Source organism: uncultured Campylobacter sp., assembly GCF_905371695.1.
Classification (GTDB): domain Bacteria; phylum Campylobacterota; class Campylobacteria; order Campylobacterales; family Campylobacteraceae; genus Campylobacter_A.
Genome location: NZ_CAJPMA010000032.1, coordinates 1 through 16,660 on the forward strand (window position 1 = coordinate 1; position 16,660 = coordinate 16,660).

Below are 16,660 nucleotides of genomic sequence, written 5' to 3' on the forward strand. Positions count from 1 at the left end.
AAGCTATTAAAAATAGTAAAAAAGATCGACAAGCTAAAAGATTTTATCTCAATGCCAAGAAGAGCCAAAAGAATAGAATTTATGTTTCAAATGTCGGTATTTTATCAAGAGCTAGAACTTGCCAAAATAGCCGTAGCTCCTAGTAGCACGACTATGCAAAAGGTAGATAAGCTACTTGAATGGGTAGAGATGCATAAGTACTGGTTATTTTCCGCAGCAGGCGGCTTTGACGCAGATATCGAAACATCAAAAGACGCCCTGAAACCGTTAATTCAAGAGATGAAAAAACGCGGAATTTTTCCAAAAGAAGATAAATAATGGAAATTTTAGAGATAATCGGTAGGCAAAAAAAGCTTTTTAGCGAAGATTTAGCCGGGCTTGAAGCCAAACTTAGCTGCATCGTAGCAGATTCTAGCTTTTTGGTTTTAGGCGGGGCGGGTTCTATCGGGCAGGCCGTTTGCAAAGAGATTTTTAAGCGAAATCCGAAAAAAATTTTCGTCGTAGATATCTCAGAAAACAACCTTGTCGAGCTAGTCCGCGATATAAGAAGCGAGTTTGGCTACATAAAAGGCGAATTTGCGACGTTTGCTATCGATATAGGTTCAGAGATTTTTGATGCCTTTATCGCACAAAACGGCACATTTGACTATGTGTTAAATTTATCCGCGCTCAAACACGTAAGAAGCGAAAAAGACCCCTTTACGCTGATGCGGATGATAAAGACCAATATCCTTAATACCGATAAAACCATAAAACAAGCGGCAAATTTAGGCGCTAAAAAATACTTTTGCGTAAGCACCGACAAAGCGGCTAATCCCGTAAATATGATGGGAGCTAGCAAGCGGATAATGGAAATGTTCGCCGCTAAAAACTCGCGCGAAATTAAAATTTCAATGGCGCGTTTTGCCAATGTCGCATTTAGCGACGGTTCGTTGCTTTACGGGTTTAAAGAGCGCCTGCGAAAACGCCAGCCCATAGTTGCTCCAAACGATATAAAACGGTATTTCGTTACGCCCGAAGAAAGCGGCGAGTTATGTCTTTTAAGCTGCCTTTTGGGCGAAAATTTAGATATATTTTTCCCAAAATTAAGCAACGAATTGCACCTGATAACCTTTAGCCAAATCGCGGTAAAATTTCTAAAATCGCAAGGCCTTACGCCCCATATCTGCAACAACGAGGATGAAGCCAGGGCACTAGCTAAAACGCTACCCAAAAACGGCGCGTACCCTTGTCTTTTTACGCCCAGCGATACGACCGGAGAGAAGGATTTTGAAGAGTTTTTCACAGAAGGCGAAATACTTGATCTAGAAACTTTTAAAAGTATCGGAGTGATAAAAAATGAAGCTAAATTTGATATCAATAAATTAGAAAATTTTAAAAACCAAGTAGAGCAAATGATACATTTGGGCGCATGGGACAAGGAGCAAATTTTAGCGCTATTTTGCGAACTTTTGCCTAATTTCACACACAAAGAAACGGGGAAATATTTAGATGGAAAAATGTAGCGACGGCGAAATTTTAGATTTTATAAGAGGCATTTTTAAAAAAGATAAAATCCCGCTTCATGAACCTAAATTTATCGGCAACGAAAAAGCGTATCTAAACGAGTGCATAGATACCGGCTTTGTTTCAAGCGTAGGTAAATTCGTAGATAAATTTGAAACCGAATTTGCCAAAATCGTCGGCTCTAAATACGCGGTAGCAACCGTAAACGGCACCGCCGCTCTTCATATAGCGCTTAAAATTTCAGGCGTAAAAAGCAGCGATTTAGTCCTTACTCAACCCCTTACTTTCATAGCTACTTGCAACGCCATTTCCTATCTGGGAGCAGAGCCTATTTTTATAGACGTAGATAGGGATAACTTGGGGCTTAGTCCTGCGGCGCTCGGGCGATTTTTGAAGGAAAACTGCGAGGTTAAAAACGGAATTTGCCTAGAAAAACTTAGCGACAAAATCGTTCGCGCCTGCGTACCGATGCATACTTTCGGTTTTCCTTGCAAGATAGATGAGATAAAAGAAATTTGCGACGCATGGAGCATCGCCTTGATCGAGGATGCGGCAGAAAGCCTAGGCAGCTATTATAAAGGCAAGCACGCGGGCGTTTTTGGCAAGCTCGGAGCTTTTAGCTTTAACGGCAATAAAATAGTAACTAGCGGCGGCGGCGGCGCGATAGTAACAAACGACGAAAACCTAGCCAAATACGCCAAGCACATTACCACCACCGCCAAAATCCAGCACCCCTACGAATACCGACACGACGAGATCGGCTACAACTACCGAATGCCTAACATAAACGCCGCCCTGCTCGTAGCCCAGCTTGAAAATTTAGAGCTTTTTTTAGATAGCAAAAGAGGGCTAGCAGCGATTTATCGGGAGTTTTTCGCTAAATTTAGCAACGTAAAATTTATAGACGAACCGCAAAACACAAGGGCGAATTTTTGGCTAAATTCCGTTTTGTTTGAAGATGCACAAAAAAGAGATCGATTTTTAAAGCTAAGTAACGAAAGCGGCATTTTCACGCGCCCTATTTGGCGACTGATGAGCGAGCTTGATATGTTTAAAAACTGCCGAAGAGACAGCTTGGAAAATGCTAAATTTTTAAGCGAACGAGTAGTAAATTTACCTAGTTCGGCAAGAGCATAAAATGCAAGATATAGTTTTAATCGGCGGAGGCGGACACTGTAAAAGCGCAATAGACGTAATAGAACTAGAAAATAAATACAAAATAATCGGCATAGTAGATATAAAAGAAAAAGTCGGACAAAAAGTTTTGGGATACGATATTATCGGAGACGACAACGATTTGGGCAATATTTTTCAAATTTGCAAAAACGCGCTCGTATCTATAGGGCAGATAAAAACGCCGCACCCTAGAAAAAATGCGTTTGAGCGTTTAAAAAATATAGGCTTTAATCTCCCTACTATCGTTTCACCACTAGCCTACGTTTCAAAACACGCCAAGATTGGTGAAGGAACGATGGTGATGCATCACGCGTTAATAAATGCAGGCGCAACAATAGGTAGTAATTGTATCATAAACTCAAAAGCCTTAATAGAGCACGATGCGACCGTCGGCAACCATTGCCATATCTCGACCGCAAGCGTGATCAACGGCGGCGTAGCGGTAGGAGAAAACACGTTTTTTGGGAGCAATTCCGTATCAAAGGAATACATACAAATAAGCGGATTTATAAAAGCCGGGAGTTTGGTTAAATGAAAAAAGTATTTATCATAGCAGAAGCCGGAGTAAATCACAATGGAGGCATCGAACTAGCCAAAAAGCTAATAGACGCCGCAGCGGAAGCAAAAGCCGATGCGGTAAAATTTCAGACCTTTAAAACCGAGCTTTGCGTATCTAAAAATGCTAAAAAAGCAAGTTACCAAGAGCAAACTACGGGCAAGGACGAATCCCAGTTTGAAATGATAAAAAAGCTGGAACTAAACGCGGATGCACACAAAGAGCTGATAAAATACTGCAAATTTAAAAACATAATGTTTCTATCGACACCTTTTGACAGCGACAGCATCGAGCTTTTAGACGGCTTTGGATTGGAGATTTTTAAAATCCCTAGCGGAGAGATTACAAATTTGCCATATCTAAGGCAAATAGGCAGACTAAATAAAAAAATCATACTTTCAACCGGAATGGCAAATTTGGGAGAGGTAGAAGCCGCTATAAACGCTCTGACGCAAAGTGGCACAGATCGCGAAAACATCGCCTTATTACACGCAAATACGCAGTATCCAACGCCTATGCGAGACGTAAATTTAAAAGCGATGCTAACGATGAAAGAGGCATTTAAGCTAGATGTCGGATACAGCGACCACACGCTAGGCATCGAGGTGCCAATAGCCGCTGTAGCGCTGGGAGCTAGCATCATAGAAAAGCACTTTACTTTGGATAAAAATATGCAAGGTCCCGATCACAGAGCAAGTTTAGAGCCTAGCGAGCTAAAAGCGATGGTGGAGGCAATTAGAAACATAGAGCTGGCGCTTGGAAACGGCGTAAAAAAAGCTAGCCCCAGCGAGAGCGAAAATATAAACGTCGCGCGAAAGTCTATCGTCGCTAAAACGGGCATCAAAAAAGGCGAAATTTTTAGCGAGAAAAACCTCTGCGCCAAGCGTCCCGGAAACGGCATAAGTCCGATGAGATGGGACGAAACGATAGGTAAAACGGCTCAAAAAGACTACAAACAAGATGAGCTAATATGAGAAAAATTTGCGTCGTAACCAGCACCAGAGCCGACTACGGACTTTTATATCATCTTTTAAAAGCCGTGCAAAACGAGCCTAGCTTGGAGCTGCAAATCATCGCCACGGGAATGCATTTAAGCAAAAATTTCGGGCTAACATATCAAGAAATAGAAAAAGATTTTAAGATAGACGAAAAAATAGACATCCTAACGGATGATGATAGCGACATCCAAATTTGCAAATCAATGGGACTAGCCTTAGAAAAATTCGCAGCGGCTTTTAGTAGGCTAAAACCTGATGTTTTGGTACTTTTAGGCGATAGATACGAGATTTTTTCCGTGGGTACTTGCGCTTGCGTTATGCGTATCCCCATAGCCCATATTCACGGCGGAGAGACGACGCAAGGCGCGTTTGACGAGGCATTTAGGCACAGCCTAACCAAGATGAGCCACCTGCACTTTGTGGCAACCAAAGAATACAAAAATAGAGTTATCCAGCTTGGCGAAAGTCCTGAAAGGGTTTTTAACGTCGGCGGAATGGGCATAGAAAATATAAAAAAGCTAAATTTGCTAAGCAAAGCCGAATTTGAAAAATCTATAAATTTTAAGCTAAATAAAAAAAATATATTGGTTACCTTTCATCCCGTTACGCTTGAAAACGGCACCGCAAAAGAGCAATTTGAGCAAATTTTGGGCGCGCTTAGCGAGCTAAAAGACACGAACATAATCTTTACCAAAGCAAATAGCGACACGAACGGCCTAATAATAAACGAAACAATCGATAAATACGTAAAAATGCATAAAAACTGCGTATGCTTTGCTTCTCTGGGACAGCTTAGATACCTAAGCGCGTTAAAATTCGTAGATATAGTGCTGGGAAATAGCTCTAGCGGACTAGCGGAAGCGCCTAGCTTTAAGGTTGCTACGATAAATGTCGGAGATAGGCAAAAAGGCCGCATAAAAGCTAGCAGCGTAATCGACTGCGAGCCAAAAAAGGATGAAATTTTAGGCGCGATAAAGAGAGCTTACTCGAGCGAATTTAGGCAAATTTTAAAAGATACCCTAAATCCTTACGACGGCGGAGAATCCAGCAAAAAGATAGTAGAAATTTTAAAAAACGCAAATTTAGAGGGTATTTTAAAAAAGAAATTTTACGATATAAGGTGAGCTATGAGAGCGGCAAATAATATAAGACTAAATATAAACTCGACCATAAAAGACGTCTTGCGAACCATAAATAACGGCAATATGCAAATCGCCGTCATCACCGACGACAACGACAACCTAATCGGCACGGTAACCGACGGCGACGTTAGACGCGGGCTTTTAAACGGCCTTGGGCTAGATAGCCCCATAGAAAGCATCGTCGCTAAAAACCCTAGCACCGCAAATATCGGCGATGCAAAAGAGACCATACTAAGCATAGCGCTAAGAAAAAGATTGCATAAAATTTTGCTTTTAGATAACGACGGCAAATTCGTGGGCATCGAGGACATCGAAGACATCATAAAGCCCGCCGTAAAGCCCAACAAAGTAGTGCTAATGGTCGGAGGACTAGGCACAAGGCTAAGGCCGCTCACCGAAAATACGCCAAAACCTATGCTAAAAGTAGGCAATAAGCCCATCCTTCAAACCATAGTGGAAAAATTTGCCAAATACGGCTACATAGATATCGTAATGTGCGTAAATTTTAACGCCCAGATCATAAAAGACTACTTTGGCGACGGGAGCAAATTCGGCGTAAAGATAGAGTATATTTTAGAAGAAAAAAGATTAGGCACGGCGGGTGCATTGAGCTTATTAAAAGAAATTCCAAAAGAACCGTTTTTTGTGATGAACGGCGATCTTTTAACGGACGCTAATTTCGAGCATATATTTAACTACCACTCTATGAATAACGCCGTAGCCACCATGTGCGTCAGAGAGTACGATACGCAGATACCTTACGGCGTCGTAAATATAAAAGATAATAAAATCGTCTCGATAAAAGAAAAGCCCGTCTATAAATTTTTCGTAAGCGCAGGCATATATATGCTTGAGCCAGGAGCGCTAAAATTTATACCCAAAAATGAGTTTTTCGATATACCTACGCTTTTTACCGAGCTGATAAAAAACGGCGAAAATACCGTATCCTTTCCGTTATACGAATACTGGATAGATATAGGCAGGATGGAAGAGTATCAAAAAGCAAACGAAGACTACGATAGGATATTTTGATGAATGCTCTTATCGTAGGGTACGGCTCGATAGGCAAGCGACATTGCGAGATTTTAGAGCAAATTTGCGCTCGCGTAGAGCTAGTCACCGGTCAAAACGTAGCGGATAAAAAATGCTATAAAAATTTAAAAGACGCAAATTTGGTAGAATTTGACTATTTCGTCGTCGCGACGCCCACTAGCACGCATCTTGAAATTTTAAAATTTTTAGACGAAAACGTAAAAGGCAAAATAATCCTTTGCGAAAAGCCGCTTTTTGATACTTTTTATAGCTTCCGTCCAAAAAATAATCAAATTTTAGTAGGCTACGTCCTGCGCTACCATCCGCTGCTTAGCCGCCTTAAAAATATGCTAAAAGACGAAAAAATCATCTACCTAAACGCCATTTGCGGTCAGTATCTGCCGACCTGGAGAAGCGGAGATTACACGAAATGTTACAGCGCAAACGGCAAAATGGGCGGCGGAGTGCTGCTTGATCTAAGCCATGAAATAGACTACGCCGCATGGCTTTGCGGCGAGCTAACCGATATCAAAAGCCTAAATGGCAAGGTATCGGATCTGCAAATTTCAAGCGACGATTTATGCCTAATAATCGCAAAAAGCAAATTCGGCTTTGTTAGCATTAGCATAGACTACCTAAGCCACACCGTTTATAGAAATTTAATTATCCAAACAAACGATGCGACATATACGCTAAATTTTATCTCAAACGAGCTAATCAAAAAGGATAAATCAGGCGAACAAAAAAGATACAAAGCTAGAAAATTTGAGCGAAATTTTATGTTTTTAAAGATGCATCAAGATATTTTGGGCAAGCAAAAACTCGCCTGCGATTTTAACGAAGGACTAAAAACCATGGAGATCATCAAAGAAATTCAGGAGCAAAGATGAGCGAAATTTTATGCACGATATGCGCCAGAGGCGGCAGCAAAGGCGTCAAAAGCAAAAACGTAAGAGAGCTTTTAGGCAAGCCCCTAATAGCCCACTCCATAGAGCAAGCCAGGCAAAGCGGGCTTTTTAAGCACGTAGTAATCAGTACCGATAGCGACCTCATCGCAGATGTCGCGGTTAAATTCGGCGGCGAAGTTTTTTTTAAAAGAGATGCGGCGCTAGCTAGCGACGTGGCAGGCAAACTAGACGCCATAAAAGACGCGCTTTTAAGAAGCGAGGCTCATTTTAATCAAAAATTCGACTACGTCATAGATTTAGACGCCACTTCGCCTTTAAGGGACGCTAGCGACATCGTAAACTCTTTTGATCAATTCTTAAAAGACGGCAACGAAAATTTAATCACGGCGGCTCCAAGCAGGCGAAGCCCTTACTTTAACTTGATCGAAATTTTTAACGACGGCTCGGTCGGACTATCTAAAAAACCGCAAAAACAGATACTTTGCCGACAAGACGCGCCCAAAACTTACGATATGAACGCATCTATTTACATCTGGAAAAGAGACGTTTTGCTAAATGAAGATAGCGTATTTTTACCAAAAACCGGACTTTACGTAATGCCGGAAGAGAGATCGATAGACATAGATAGCGAGCTTGATTTTAAATTCGTCGAATTTTTAATGGGAGAAAAAAAATGCTAAAAGATAAAGTGATCGTAGTAACGGGCGGTGCGGGCCGCATAGGAAGCGCTTTTATAAAAGCTATCGTCGCCCAAAACGGCACAGGCGTAATCGCAGAGACTAACGTCGCCAAGGCCGGCGCTCTAAAAGAGGAAATTTTAAAAACGAATACAAAAGCTAAAATAGAAGTTTTAAATATCGACATTTGCTCTAAAAAATCGGTTGAAGGCGCGATTGAAATTTTACGCGATAAATACGGCAGGATAGATGCTCTGGTAAATAACGCCTACCCTATAAGCAAAAATTTCGGCAAGAAGTTTTTTGAGATAGATATGCAAGATTTTAACGATTTCGTCTCATTGCATCTTGGCGGATACTTTAATATCTCGCAAATTTTCGTTAAATATTTTTTAGAGCAAGGATATGGAAATATCATAAATATCTCATCTATTCAAGGTATCGGGGCTCCGGCGTTTGAGACCTATGAGGGTACGAATATGCACTCGCCTATCGAGTACACCGCCGTAAAGCACGGATTAATCGGTATGACAAAATATATGGCAAAAATGTTTAAAAAAGATCATATAAGAGTAAACGCTATAAGCCCCGGCGGGATTTTAGACGGGCAGCCGGAGCCATTTTTAAGCCAATATAAAAGAAGATGCGGAACAAAAGGAATGCTTGATGCAAGCGATATAGTAGGAGCACTCATCTATCTTTTAAGCGATAGCTCTAAATTTGTAAACGGGCAAAATATCGTAGTTGATGACGGGTTTAGTTTATAGCGATAAATTTTACGGGTTAAATTTTAAACCCCAAGTCGAGCGGCTCGGGGTTTATGTTTAATTATTGAAGTAATTTTAAAACGTTTTGTTGAACGCTGTTAGCTTGACTCATCGCGTAAGCGCCTGATTGAGCTAGGATATTGTGTTTAGAGAATGTCGCACTCTCTGCTGCAAAATCCACATCCCTGATTTGGCTTTCAGCTGATTTGACGTTCACCTGTGTTACGGTAATGTTATTAACCGTCGCTTGAAGCTGATTTTGAACGGAACCTAGGTCAGAACGAACTTGATCTAGCGTTTTTTGAGCAGATTCAGCAATATCCATAACCGCCATTGCGCCGCGAAGCGTCATAACGCCTGCTGATTGAGCCACTGTTAAGCTCGCACTATTTCTTGAAAAGCCCATCGCAGTAGCTAGCGCACCGTCGATTTGACCACGGATTTCCCTCATAGATACTGATTTTTGAGCACCGCCAGCTTTTGTAAATGCAATAGAAAGACCAGTATTGCCAGTTACAGACATTTTAATGTCTCTTCCGTCTAGACGAACAAGATTGATGCGGCCTATAAAAGTTTTGGTCAAAAGCGCCTTATTATCGCCGAACGTACTTATTTTACCTTTTACTTCGATAGCGCGACCGTCGCGGCTAGTTAGTACTAGACTACCCTTTTCGGAGTCGATAGAGGCTTGAACGCCGGTTTGATCTTTCACGGCATTAATAGCATTTACCAAAGCGCCGTTTGCGTCGCCAGCTTGTACTTCTAAATCGCCTATCTTTACGCCGTTAATACTAACGGAAACCATGCTGCCTGATTTAACTGCGCCTTTACCTATCCAAGTAACATCAGCAGTTGCTCTAATACCGGTTCTTTCAGCTACTTTATTGATATTTTCAGCTAGTTTTCCTAGACCTTTACCAAGACCAGTTGAAACTACGGTTTCGATTACACCTACGTTGTTCACGCCGTCAACATCTAAAAATTTAAGATTAACCTTACCGGTACCGCTTAATAACGCAGAACTCTCGAAGCGAGTTAAACCGATTTTATCGGACGTAGTAGCACCGATAGAAGCCTTAACGGTTTGGTTTGAATAAGCGCCGATTTGGAATTCTTTATTATTAAACGTTCCGTTTAGTAGTTGCTGACCGTTGAAAGACGTAGTGTTACCGATGTTGTCTAGCTCTTCCATTAGACGAACGATGTCTGCTTGAAGCGCTTGGCGAGATTGAGTAGTTTGGCCGTCTTGAGCTGATTGAGTAGCTTTTGTCTTGATAGTATCAAGAATTTTTAGCTGCTCGTCCATTGCCTTATCCGCTACTTGGATGATACCGATAGCGTCGTTGCCGTTTGCGATAGCTTGACCAAGAGCGCTAGCTTGGCTTCTTAGGCTGTCTGCGATAGATAGACCAGAAGCGTCGTCCGCTGCCGTTTGGATACGTAAGCCTGAGCTTAATTTACCGAGAGATTTTGATAAACCGGTCTCGTTTGCTACTGAGTTTGCATGCGTATTTAACGCATTAACGTTGGTGTTAATTCTAAATGCCATTGTAAATCCTTTTAAGTTTTTAGTTACGACTTCTTGTCGCACGAAAACCATATCGGAAAAAAATAAAAAAAGTTTATAGGTAAGACGGAGAAATTTTCAAATTTCTTTTTCGGCCAAAATTTTTGCTACAATTACCGCAAAAAAATAAAAAGGCTATATTAATGAAAAGCTTAATCATCGTGGAGTCGCCCGCGAAAGCCAAAACGATAAAAAATTTCCTCGGAAGCGACTACGACGTCATCGCATCAAAAGGCCATATCAGAGATCTGCCAAAGACGGCATTCGGTATCAAGATCGAGGGTGAAAAATTTACGCCCGAGTACAAAATAAGCGCCGATCACTCCGCAATCGTAAAAGAGATCAAAGAACTAGCTAAAAGCGCCGACCAAATCTACCTCGCAACCGATGAGGACCGCGAAGGAGAGGCCATCGCCTACCACATCGCCGCAGCCATCGGCAAAAAGCCCGAGAGCCTGCCTCGCATCGTGTTTCACGAGATCACAAAAAGCGCCATCGAAGCGGCTCTAAAAAACCCGCGCACTATAAATATGGATAGCGTAAACGCGCAACAAGCCCGCCGCCTGCTAGATCGAATCGTTGGCTACAAGCTCTCGCCGCTATTAAATTTAAAAATCCAAAAAGGCCTAAGCGCCGGACGCGTGCAAAGCGCCGCTCTAAAAATCATCGTAGACCGCGAGCGCGAGATTAGAGACTTTAAACCGATCGAATACCACAGCATTGACGCCGTTTTCAAAAAAGACCTCGATGCCGAGCTGGTTAAATTTGAAGCACAAAAGATAGAAAAGCTAACGATAACAAACGCCGACCGAGCCAAATTTATCGTGGAAAATCTAAAAAGCGATAAATTTAGCGTCCGCGAGATCGAAGCCAAAGAGCGCAAAACCGAGCCTGCGCCGCCTTTTATGACCTCGACGCTACAGCAAAGCGCGAGCAACCGCCTAGGCTTTAGCCCGAAAAAAACGATGATGATCGCGCAAAATTTATACGAGGGCGTGCAGACGCACCAGGGCTTTATGGGCGCGATAACCTACATGAGAACGGATAGCCTAAACCTCGCCAAAGAAGCCGTCGCAGCCGCGCGCGAGACGATCGAGAAAGAGTACGGCGAACGCTACTTGCCGGCAAAGGCTAAAATTTACGCAACCAAAAGCAAAGGCGCGCAAGAAGCCCACGAGGCGATCCGCCCGACGAACCTTAGCTTCACGCCCGCTATCGCCGCGCAATATCTCGAAAAAGACGCATTGCGCCTCTACACGCTCATCTACAACCGCTTTTTAGCCTGCCAGATGAGCGCTAGCATTAGCCAGACGCAAAACGTATTCGTCGCGGGAGCAAAAGGCGAGTTTAAAATAAGCGGCCGCAAGGTGCTGTTTGACGGATTTTACCGCGTTTACGGCGATATGGATAAGGATAAAATTTTGCCCGACTTAAAAATCGGCGACGAGATGAGCCTGCAAAGCATCAAAAGCTCGCAGCACTTCACCGAACCGCCGTCTCGCTACTCGGAAGCCGGACTCGTTAAAAAGCTAGAAAGCCTAGGCATCGGGCGCCCTAGCACCTACGCACCGACCATCTCGCTGCTGACCTCTCGCGACTACGTCAAAGTTGAGAAAAAGCAGCTCGTGCCAAACGAGATCGCCTTTACGATGATGGGCGTTTTGGAGGAGCATTTTAGCGATATAGTAGATAGCGAATTTACGTCAAATATGGAAGAAAAGCTCGACCACGTCGCCGAAGACAAAGCCGACTGGCAAAAGCTTTTGAGCGATTTTTATCATCCGTTTATGGATAAAATTTCGGCCGGCAAAACGGGCATAAAAAGCCAAAAAGTAGCCACCCCTATCGGCGAGAAGTGCCCCGAGTGCGGCGGCGAACTGCTACTGCGAAAAGGGCGCTACGGCGAGTTTATCGCGTGCGGAAATTTCCCTAAGTGCAAATACTCGCGCAATATCGCCAAGGCAGAACAAGGCGCACAAGAAGGCGAAGCTGTGGCAAAACCGAAAAAAGAGCTCAAAAAGATCGACGTGCCGTGTCCAAAATGCGGCGGAGACATCGTCGAGCGCATCAGCCGCAGGGGTAAATTTTACGGCTGCGCAAACTACCCAAAATGCGACTTCATCTCAAACTATGAGCCGGTCGCGCAAAAATGCGACGAATGCGGCGGCGATATGATCAAAAAAGAGCTCAAAAAGGGGACGTTTCACGAGTGTGTGAAGTGTAAGAAGAAGGTACAAATCGCAGAGCAATAGCGGTGGCTTGTCTTTTTGGTTTATACTTCGTTGGAAATTTCGCCGAAGCTCGGTTACATACTATATGTATGCGCCCTCGCTCGGCTCATTTCCGCCTCGTCTAAACGCAAAAATACGTCGCCTTATCGATTGCAACTCAGAAATTTTAAATTTAACATAAAAACGACAAGGCGAAGTATCGCGAGATGATTTTTCGAGTTTTGAAGCAAAATTGAGCGTGCGCTAGGCATATAGCCTGCGGAGCGAAAATTTTGCGAAATCTCGGAAAAGCGCTCGCGAGACAAGCCGCAAAAAAAGGAATAAACTAATGAAAACTATTATGTTATGTGCTATTTGTTCGGTCAGCTCCGGCAACTGCTCCGAGGACTGCGGCTACTGTACGCAAAGTGCGGGCATAAATGCCAGCATCGAAAAATACAAAATGAAAAGCGTCGAGCAAGTAGTCGCCGAGGCCAAGATCGCGGCGGCAAACCACGCACTGGGCTTTTGCCTCGTCACCAGCGGCGCAAGACTCACGGACAAAAAGACCGAGGAGATCGCCCGCCTCGCGCACGCCGTAAATAAAGAAGTTCCAAACCTCATGCTGATCGCTTGCAACGGCATGGCGACGCTACCGCAGCTAAAAGAGCTAAAAAGCGCGGGCGTGTTTAGCTACAACCACAACCTAGAAACCTCGCGCGAGTTTTTCCCGCAAATTTGCTCGACGCATAGCTGGGACGAGCGCTGGCAGACCAACATCGATGCCAAAGAAGCGGGGCTAATGCTGTGCACGGGCGGCATTTACGGCCTTGGCGAGAGCCAGGCCGATCGCGCGAGCCTGCAAGCTAGCCTTGCTAGGCTTGATCCGTTTTCTAGCCCGATAAATTTCTTTATCCCAAACGATGCGCTACGCGTCAAACGGCCGCCTATGGGAGCGGACGAGGCGCTAAAAATCATCGACGACACCGTTGCCGCATTGCCTAACGCTCGCGTGATGATAGCAGGCGGTAGGGAGAAAATTTTAGGCGAACGCCAATACGAAATCTTTGATCACGGCGTCTCTGCTGTCGTTATCGGCGACTACCTCACGACCAAGGGCGAGGTCGCCAGCCGCGATATCGCCGAGTTTAAGGCGCGCGGATTTAGCTTCGTTACGCTTTGCCACTGATGCAAAATTTACTCCTAATCGGGTGCGGCGGATTTTTGGGGTCAGTTTGTAGAGCTATTTTAAGCGGCGCGGTCGCTAAATTTTGTCCCGATTTTCCGCTTGCTACTCTTTGCGTCAATGCTCTCGGTAGCTTTTTGATCGGCGTACTACTCTCGTTAAATTTGAGCGAAAATTTAAGGCTCTTTCTAGTCGTCGGCACACTAGGCGGTTTTACGACGTTTTCGACGTTTAGCTATGAGACGGTGCGTCTTTTTAGCTCGGGACAAATTTCGGCAGCATTTTTAAACGCGTTTTTTAGCATTTTTGTTTGCCTCGGGTTTTGTTATCTAGGCACCGTTATTCGCTAAAATCTAAATTTTACGCATATAAAGCGACCGCGAAAATTTTTAAAGAGCGCGGGCGCTTTATTAAAAAATAACTAACCCTAAGATATAATCTCGCCCTAACGAAACAAGAAAGAGAAAATTTGCAAACAAACGAGCTTAGTATCCTTGTATCTATGGCGCTAATCGTATTCGCGTCGCCTTATTTTTCTAAAATTTTACGCATCCCCGTAGCGCCCATCGAGATCATCGCGGGCGCGCTCTTCGGCTACTTCGGCTTCATCGGACATAACGAAATTTTTAAGCTAATTAGCGAAGTCGGATTTTATTTTTTAATGTTTCTAGCGGGTATGGAGATCGATTTACGGATGTTTTTAAACGCCGAGCGCAAAATTTTACGCCTAGGATTCCTCTACCTCGCCGTAATCTACGTCCTTGGCGCGCTCATTACGCTTGCGCTGGGGCTTAGTCCGCTTTTTATCATCATTATCCCGATAATGGCGGTAGGTATGATTTTTACGCTATTTAAAGAATATGGCCGAGAACGGCGCTGGCTAAATTTAAGCATGCTAATAGCCTCCATCGGAGAGCTAATTAGCATCGTACTGCTAACCTTCACGGCGGCGTATTTACAGTTCGGCGCCGGCGCTAAGCTTTGGATTAGTATCGCGTATTTAATCGGATTTTTGGGCGTAAGCGCGCTTGGATTTAAGCTACTTGAAGTTCTGTTTTGGTGGTATCCGCAGCTAAAAACGATGCTGATGCCCCACTACGACAAAGACGAAAAGGATATCCGCCTCTCCATAGCCGTATTTTTCGCAATGATCGCGCTCATGGTGCTCTTAGGACTTGAAGTAGCATTCGGCGCGTTTATAGCGGGAATTTTTATCACGAGCTTTTTCGACCATAAAAAAGACCTGCCGCACAAGCTCGCAAGTTTCGGCTTCGGCTTTTTAGTGCCGACCTTTTTCGTCTATATCGGCTCGACGCTCCGTCTTGAAAATTTATTAGTGCCGGAAGTACTAAAAAACGCCGCATTCATAATTATTTCGATGTTATTTTGCAGACTGCTTGCAAGCCTAGTCTTTTTAAATTTACTAAAATTTCGCGGCGTACTCTTATACGCGTTATCTCAATCGATGCCGCTGACGCTTCTAATCGCGGTTGCTACCATAGCGCACAAAACAGGAGATATAGACGAGAATTTTTACTCCTCTTTTATACTAGCAAGCCTCGCTCAGGCTATAATATCGCTAATTAGCATTAAAGCTCTAATAAAATCATAAAGGATGAATAATGCAAAACACGGCAACGCTCACGGACAACCGCACGGGCAAATCCTACGAATTCCCGATACTTCAAGGCAGCGTCGGACCCGACGTAATCGACATTTCGACGCTTTTTAGCGATACTGGGATGTTTACGTTTGACCGCGGACTAACGTCTACGGCGATGTGCCGCTCTAGCATCACTTATATCGACGGGCTAAAAGGCGAGCTGATGTACCGCGGCTACGACATCGCGTATCTAGCGGAGAACAAAACCTTCATCGACGTGGCGTATCTGCTGCTAAATAAAGAGCTGCCGGATAAAAAGCAATACGACGAATTTAAACTCGAGCTTAAAAAACGCAGCTTCATCCACGAGGGTATGATGAAGCTCTTTGACGCCTTTCCGGATAAGGCACACCCGATGGCGATCCTGCAGGCGGCAGTAGCGGCGCTCTCGGCGTTTTACTCCGATCACCTAAATATGGACAAACCAGAGGAGTATCACGAGATGGCGATGCGAATAATCGCCAAAATTCCTACTATCGCGGCGTTTTCTTATAGATTTTCGCGCGGATTGCCGATCATTTATCCAAATTTAGACCGCGGCTTTACGGAAAATTTCCTCTACATGATGAGGAGCTACCCGTACGAGCACGTAAATTTGCGCCCGATCGAGGTCAAGGCGCTTGATACGGTCTTTATGCTGCACGCCGACCACGAGCAAAACGCCTCTACGACGACCGTTCGCACCGTAGGCTCGACGCACGCGCACCCGTATGCGTGTATCGCCGCTGGTATCGGAGCGCTATGGGGCTGGGCTCACGGGGGTGCAAACGAAGGCGTCATCCGTCAGCTAGAGCAGATCGGCTCAGTAGAAAACGTCGATAAATACATCGCCCGCGCCAAGGACAAAAACGATCCGTTTAGGCTGATGGGGTTCGGCCACCGCGTGTATAAAAACTTCGATCCGCGCGCCAAGGTGCTAAAATCTATGTGCGATAAGCTATTTGACGAGATCGGCATAAACACCGAGCTTCTAAAAATCGCCAAAAAGATCGAAGAGATCGCGCTAAACGACGAGTATTTCATCTCGCGCAACCTCTATCCGAACGTCGATTTTTACTCTGGGCTGATTTTAAAAGCCCTTAGCATACCAAACGATATGTTTGCGGTTATTTTCGTCATCGGCAGGATCCCAGGCTGGATCAGTCAGTGGATAGAGCTAAAAGAGCAGGAGAGTATCAAGATCGTGAGGCCGAGGCAGCTATACGTGGGCGAGACGAATAGGACGCCGAAATAGCGCGTTGTCTTCGATCTTTTTGGCGATTTTTAGAAGCT

At 44.2% G+C, this 16,660-nt stretch carries 15 protein-coding genes and 1 pseudogene; 15 read left to right on the plus strand and 1 reads right to left on the minus strand.

The features are described from left to right. The 10 genes and pseudogenes from QZ147_RS04270 to QZ147_RS04315 form a co-directional block, all read left to right on the plus strand. Positions 1 to 318 (plus strand): annotated as a pseudogene (locus QZ147_RS04270) (motility accessory factor); the annotation flags it as partial. Next, positions 318 to 1,505: a UDP-N-acetylglucosamine 4,6-dehydratase gene (locus tag QZ147_RS04275; protein ID WP_366508776.1), complete on the plus strand. Its 1,188-nt coding sequence runs from the start codon at positions 318 to 320 to the stop codon at positions 1,503 to 1,505. The pseudogene QZ147_RS04270 and the gene QZ147_RS04275, both read left to right, overlap by 1 nt. After that, complete coding sequence (locus QZ147_RS04280) at positions 1,492 to 2,643, plus strand: LegC family aminotransferase (RefSeq protein WP_295147377.1); 1,152 nt, start codon at positions 1,492 to 1,494, stop codon at positions 2,641 to 2,643. Before QZ147_RS04275 ends, QZ147_RS04280 begins: the two co-directional genes overlap by 14 nt. Position 2,644: 1 nt before the next feature. Further along, complete coding sequence (locus QZ147_RS04285; RefSeq protein ID WP_295147380.1) at positions 2,645 to 3,217, plus strand: NeuD/PglB/VioB family sugar acetyltransferase; 573 nt, start codon at positions 2,645 to 2,647, stop codon at positions 3,215 to 3,217. Then, on the plus strand, positions 3,214 to 4,212 hold the full coding sequence (gene neuB / locus QZ147_RS04290) for an N-acetylneuraminate synthase (RefSeq protein ID WP_295147382.1): 999 nt from the start codon (positions 3,214 to 3,216) through the stop codon (positions 4,210 to 4,212). The genes QZ147_RS04285 and neuB overlap by 4 nt, the downstream gene beginning before the upstream one ends. After that, a complete protein-coding gene (gene neuC, locus QZ147_RS04295) occupies positions 4,209 to 5,360 on the plus strand; it encodes a UDP-N-acetylglucosamine 2-epimerase (RefSeq protein ID WP_295147384.1) in 1,152 nt (383 codons plus the stop codon). Before neuB ends, neuC begins: the two co-directional genes overlap by 4 nt. A 3-nt stretch (positions 5,361 to 5,363) precedes the next feature. After that, entirely contained in the window at positions 5,364 to 6,410 is a 1,047-nt protein-coding gene (locus QZ147_RS04300; protein ID WP_295147387.1) for a nucleotidyltransferase family protein, read from the plus strand. Beyond that, on the plus strand, positions 6,410 to 7,300 hold the full coding sequence (locus tag QZ147_RS04305; protein WP_295147390.1) for a Gfo/Idh/MocA family oxidoreductase: 891 nt from the start codon (positions 6,410 to 6,412) through the stop codon (positions 7,298 to 7,300). Before QZ147_RS04300 ends, QZ147_RS04305 begins: the two co-directional genes overlap by 1 nt. Then, entirely contained in the window at positions 7,297 to 7,998 is a 702-nt protein-coding gene (locus QZ147_RS04310; protein WP_295147392.1) for an acylneuraminate cytidylyltransferase family protein, read from the plus strand. The genes QZ147_RS04305 and QZ147_RS04310 overlap by 4 nt, the downstream gene beginning before the upstream one ends. Further along, positions 7,992 to 8,762, plus strand: a complete 771-nt coding sequence (locus tag QZ147_RS04315) for an oxidoreductase (protein ID WP_295147396.1) — start codon at positions 7,992 to 7,994, stop codon at positions 8,760 to 8,762. The genes QZ147_RS04310 and QZ147_RS04315 overlap by 7 nt, the downstream gene beginning before the upstream one ends. A gap of 61 nt (positions 8,763 to 8,823) precedes the next feature. On the opposite strand, the gene QZ147_RS04320 is transcribed toward QZ147_RS04315, so the two are convergent. Next, positions 8,824 to 10,311 carry a flagellin B gene (locus QZ147_RS04320; protein ID WP_295147398.1) on the minus strand — a complete coding sequence of 496 codons (1,488 nt, stop codon included), beginning with the start codon at positions 10,309 to 10,311 and terminating at the stop codon, positions 8,824 to 8,826. 161 nt (positions 10,312 to 10,472) lie between these two features. On the opposite strand from QZ147_RS04320, the gene topA reads away from it, so the two are divergent. From topA to QZ147_RS04345, 5 genes are all read left to right on the plus strand, one after another. Further along, positions 10,473 to 12,581: a type I DNA topoisomerase gene (gene topA, locus QZ147_RS04325; RefSeq protein ID WP_295147401.1), complete on the plus strand. Its 2,109-nt coding sequence runs from the start codon at positions 10,473 to 10,475 to the stop codon at positions 12,579 to 12,581. A gap of 307 nt (positions 12,582 to 12,888) precedes the next feature. Continuing rightward, positions 12,889 to 13,728, plus strand: coding sequence for a biotin synthase (locus QZ147_RS04330; protein ID WP_295147404.1), 840 nt, complete (start codon positions 12,889 to 12,891; stop codon positions 13,726 to 13,728). Then, complete coding sequence (gene crcB / locus QZ147_RS04335) at positions 13,728 to 14,075, plus strand: fluoride efflux transporter CrcB (protein WP_295147406.1); 348 nt, start codon at positions 13,728 to 13,730, stop codon at positions 14,073 to 14,075. The genes QZ147_RS04330 and crcB overlap by 1 nt, the downstream gene beginning before the upstream one ends. Positions 14,076 to 14,194: 119 nt before the next feature. Continuing rightward, entirely contained in the window at positions 14,195 to 15,337 is a 1,143-nt protein-coding gene (locus QZ147_RS04340) for a cation:proton antiporter (RefSeq protein WP_295147408.1), read from the plus strand. A 10-nt stretch (positions 15,338 to 15,347) separates the two neighbouring features. Continuing rightward, positions 15,348 to 16,622 carry a citrate synthase gene (locus tag QZ147_RS04345; RefSeq protein ID WP_295147411.1) on the plus strand — a complete coding sequence of 425 codons (1,275 nt, stop codon included), beginning with the start codon at positions 15,348 to 15,350 and terminating at the stop codon, positions 16,620 to 16,622. Positions 16,623 to 16,660 lie beyond the last annotated feature (38 nt).

Excerpts from the sequence above, each read along its gene's own strand:
- QZ147_RS04275 (WP_366508776.1), top strand. The coding sequence starts at position 318 with ATGGAAATTTTAGAGATAATCGGTAGGCAAAAAAAGCTTTTTAGCGAA.
- QZ147_RS04280 (WP_295147377.1), top strand. The coding sequence starts at position 1,492 with ATGGAAAAATGTAGCGACGGCGAAATTTTAGATTTTATAAGAGGCATT.
- QZ147_RS04285 (WP_295147380.1), top strand. The coding sequence starts at position 2,645 with ATGCAAGATATAGTTTTAATCGGCGGAGGCGGACACTGTAAAAGCGCA.
- neuB (WP_295147382.1), top strand. The coding sequence starts at position 3,214 with ATGAAAAAAGTATTTATCATAGCAGAAGCCGGAGTAAATCACAATGGA.
- neuC (WP_295147384.1), top strand. The coding sequence starts at position 4,209 with ATGAGAAAAATTTGCGTCGTAACCAGCACCAGAGCCGACTACGGACTT.
- QZ147_RS04300 (WP_295147387.1), top strand. The coding sequence starts at position 5,364 with ATGAGAGCGGCAAATAATATAAGACTAAATATAAACTCGACCATAAAA.
- QZ147_RS04305 (WP_295147390.1), top strand. The coding sequence starts at position 6,410 with ATGAATGCTCTTATCGTAGGGTACGGCTCGATAGGCAAGCGACATTGC.
- QZ147_RS04310 (WP_295147392.1), top strand. The coding sequence starts at position 7,297 with ATGAGCGAAATTTTATGCACGATATGCGCCAGAGGCGGCAGCAAAGGC.
- QZ147_RS04315 (WP_295147396.1), top strand. The coding sequence starts at position 7,992 with ATGCTAAAAGATAAAGTGATCGTAGTAACGGGCGGTGCGGGCCGCATA.
- QZ147_RS04320 (WP_295147398.1), bottom strand. The coding sequence starts at position 10,311 with ATGGCATTTAGAATTAACACCAACGTTAATGCGTTAAATACGCATGCA.
- topA (WP_295147401.1), top strand. The coding sequence starts at position 10,473 with ATGAAAAGCTTAATCATCGTGGAGTCGCCCGCGAAAGCCAAAACGATA.
- QZ147_RS04330 (WP_295147404.1), top strand. The coding sequence starts at position 12,889 with ATGAAAACTATTATGTTATGTGCTATTTGTTCGGTCAGCTCCGGCAAC.
- crcB (WP_295147406.1), top strand. The coding sequence starts at position 13,728 with ATGCAAAATTTACTCCTAATCGGGTGCGGCGGATTTTTGGGGTCAGTT.
- QZ147_RS04345 (WP_295147411.1), top strand. The coding sequence starts at position 15,348 with ATGCAAAACACGGCAACGCTCACGGACAACCGCACGGGCAAATCCTAC.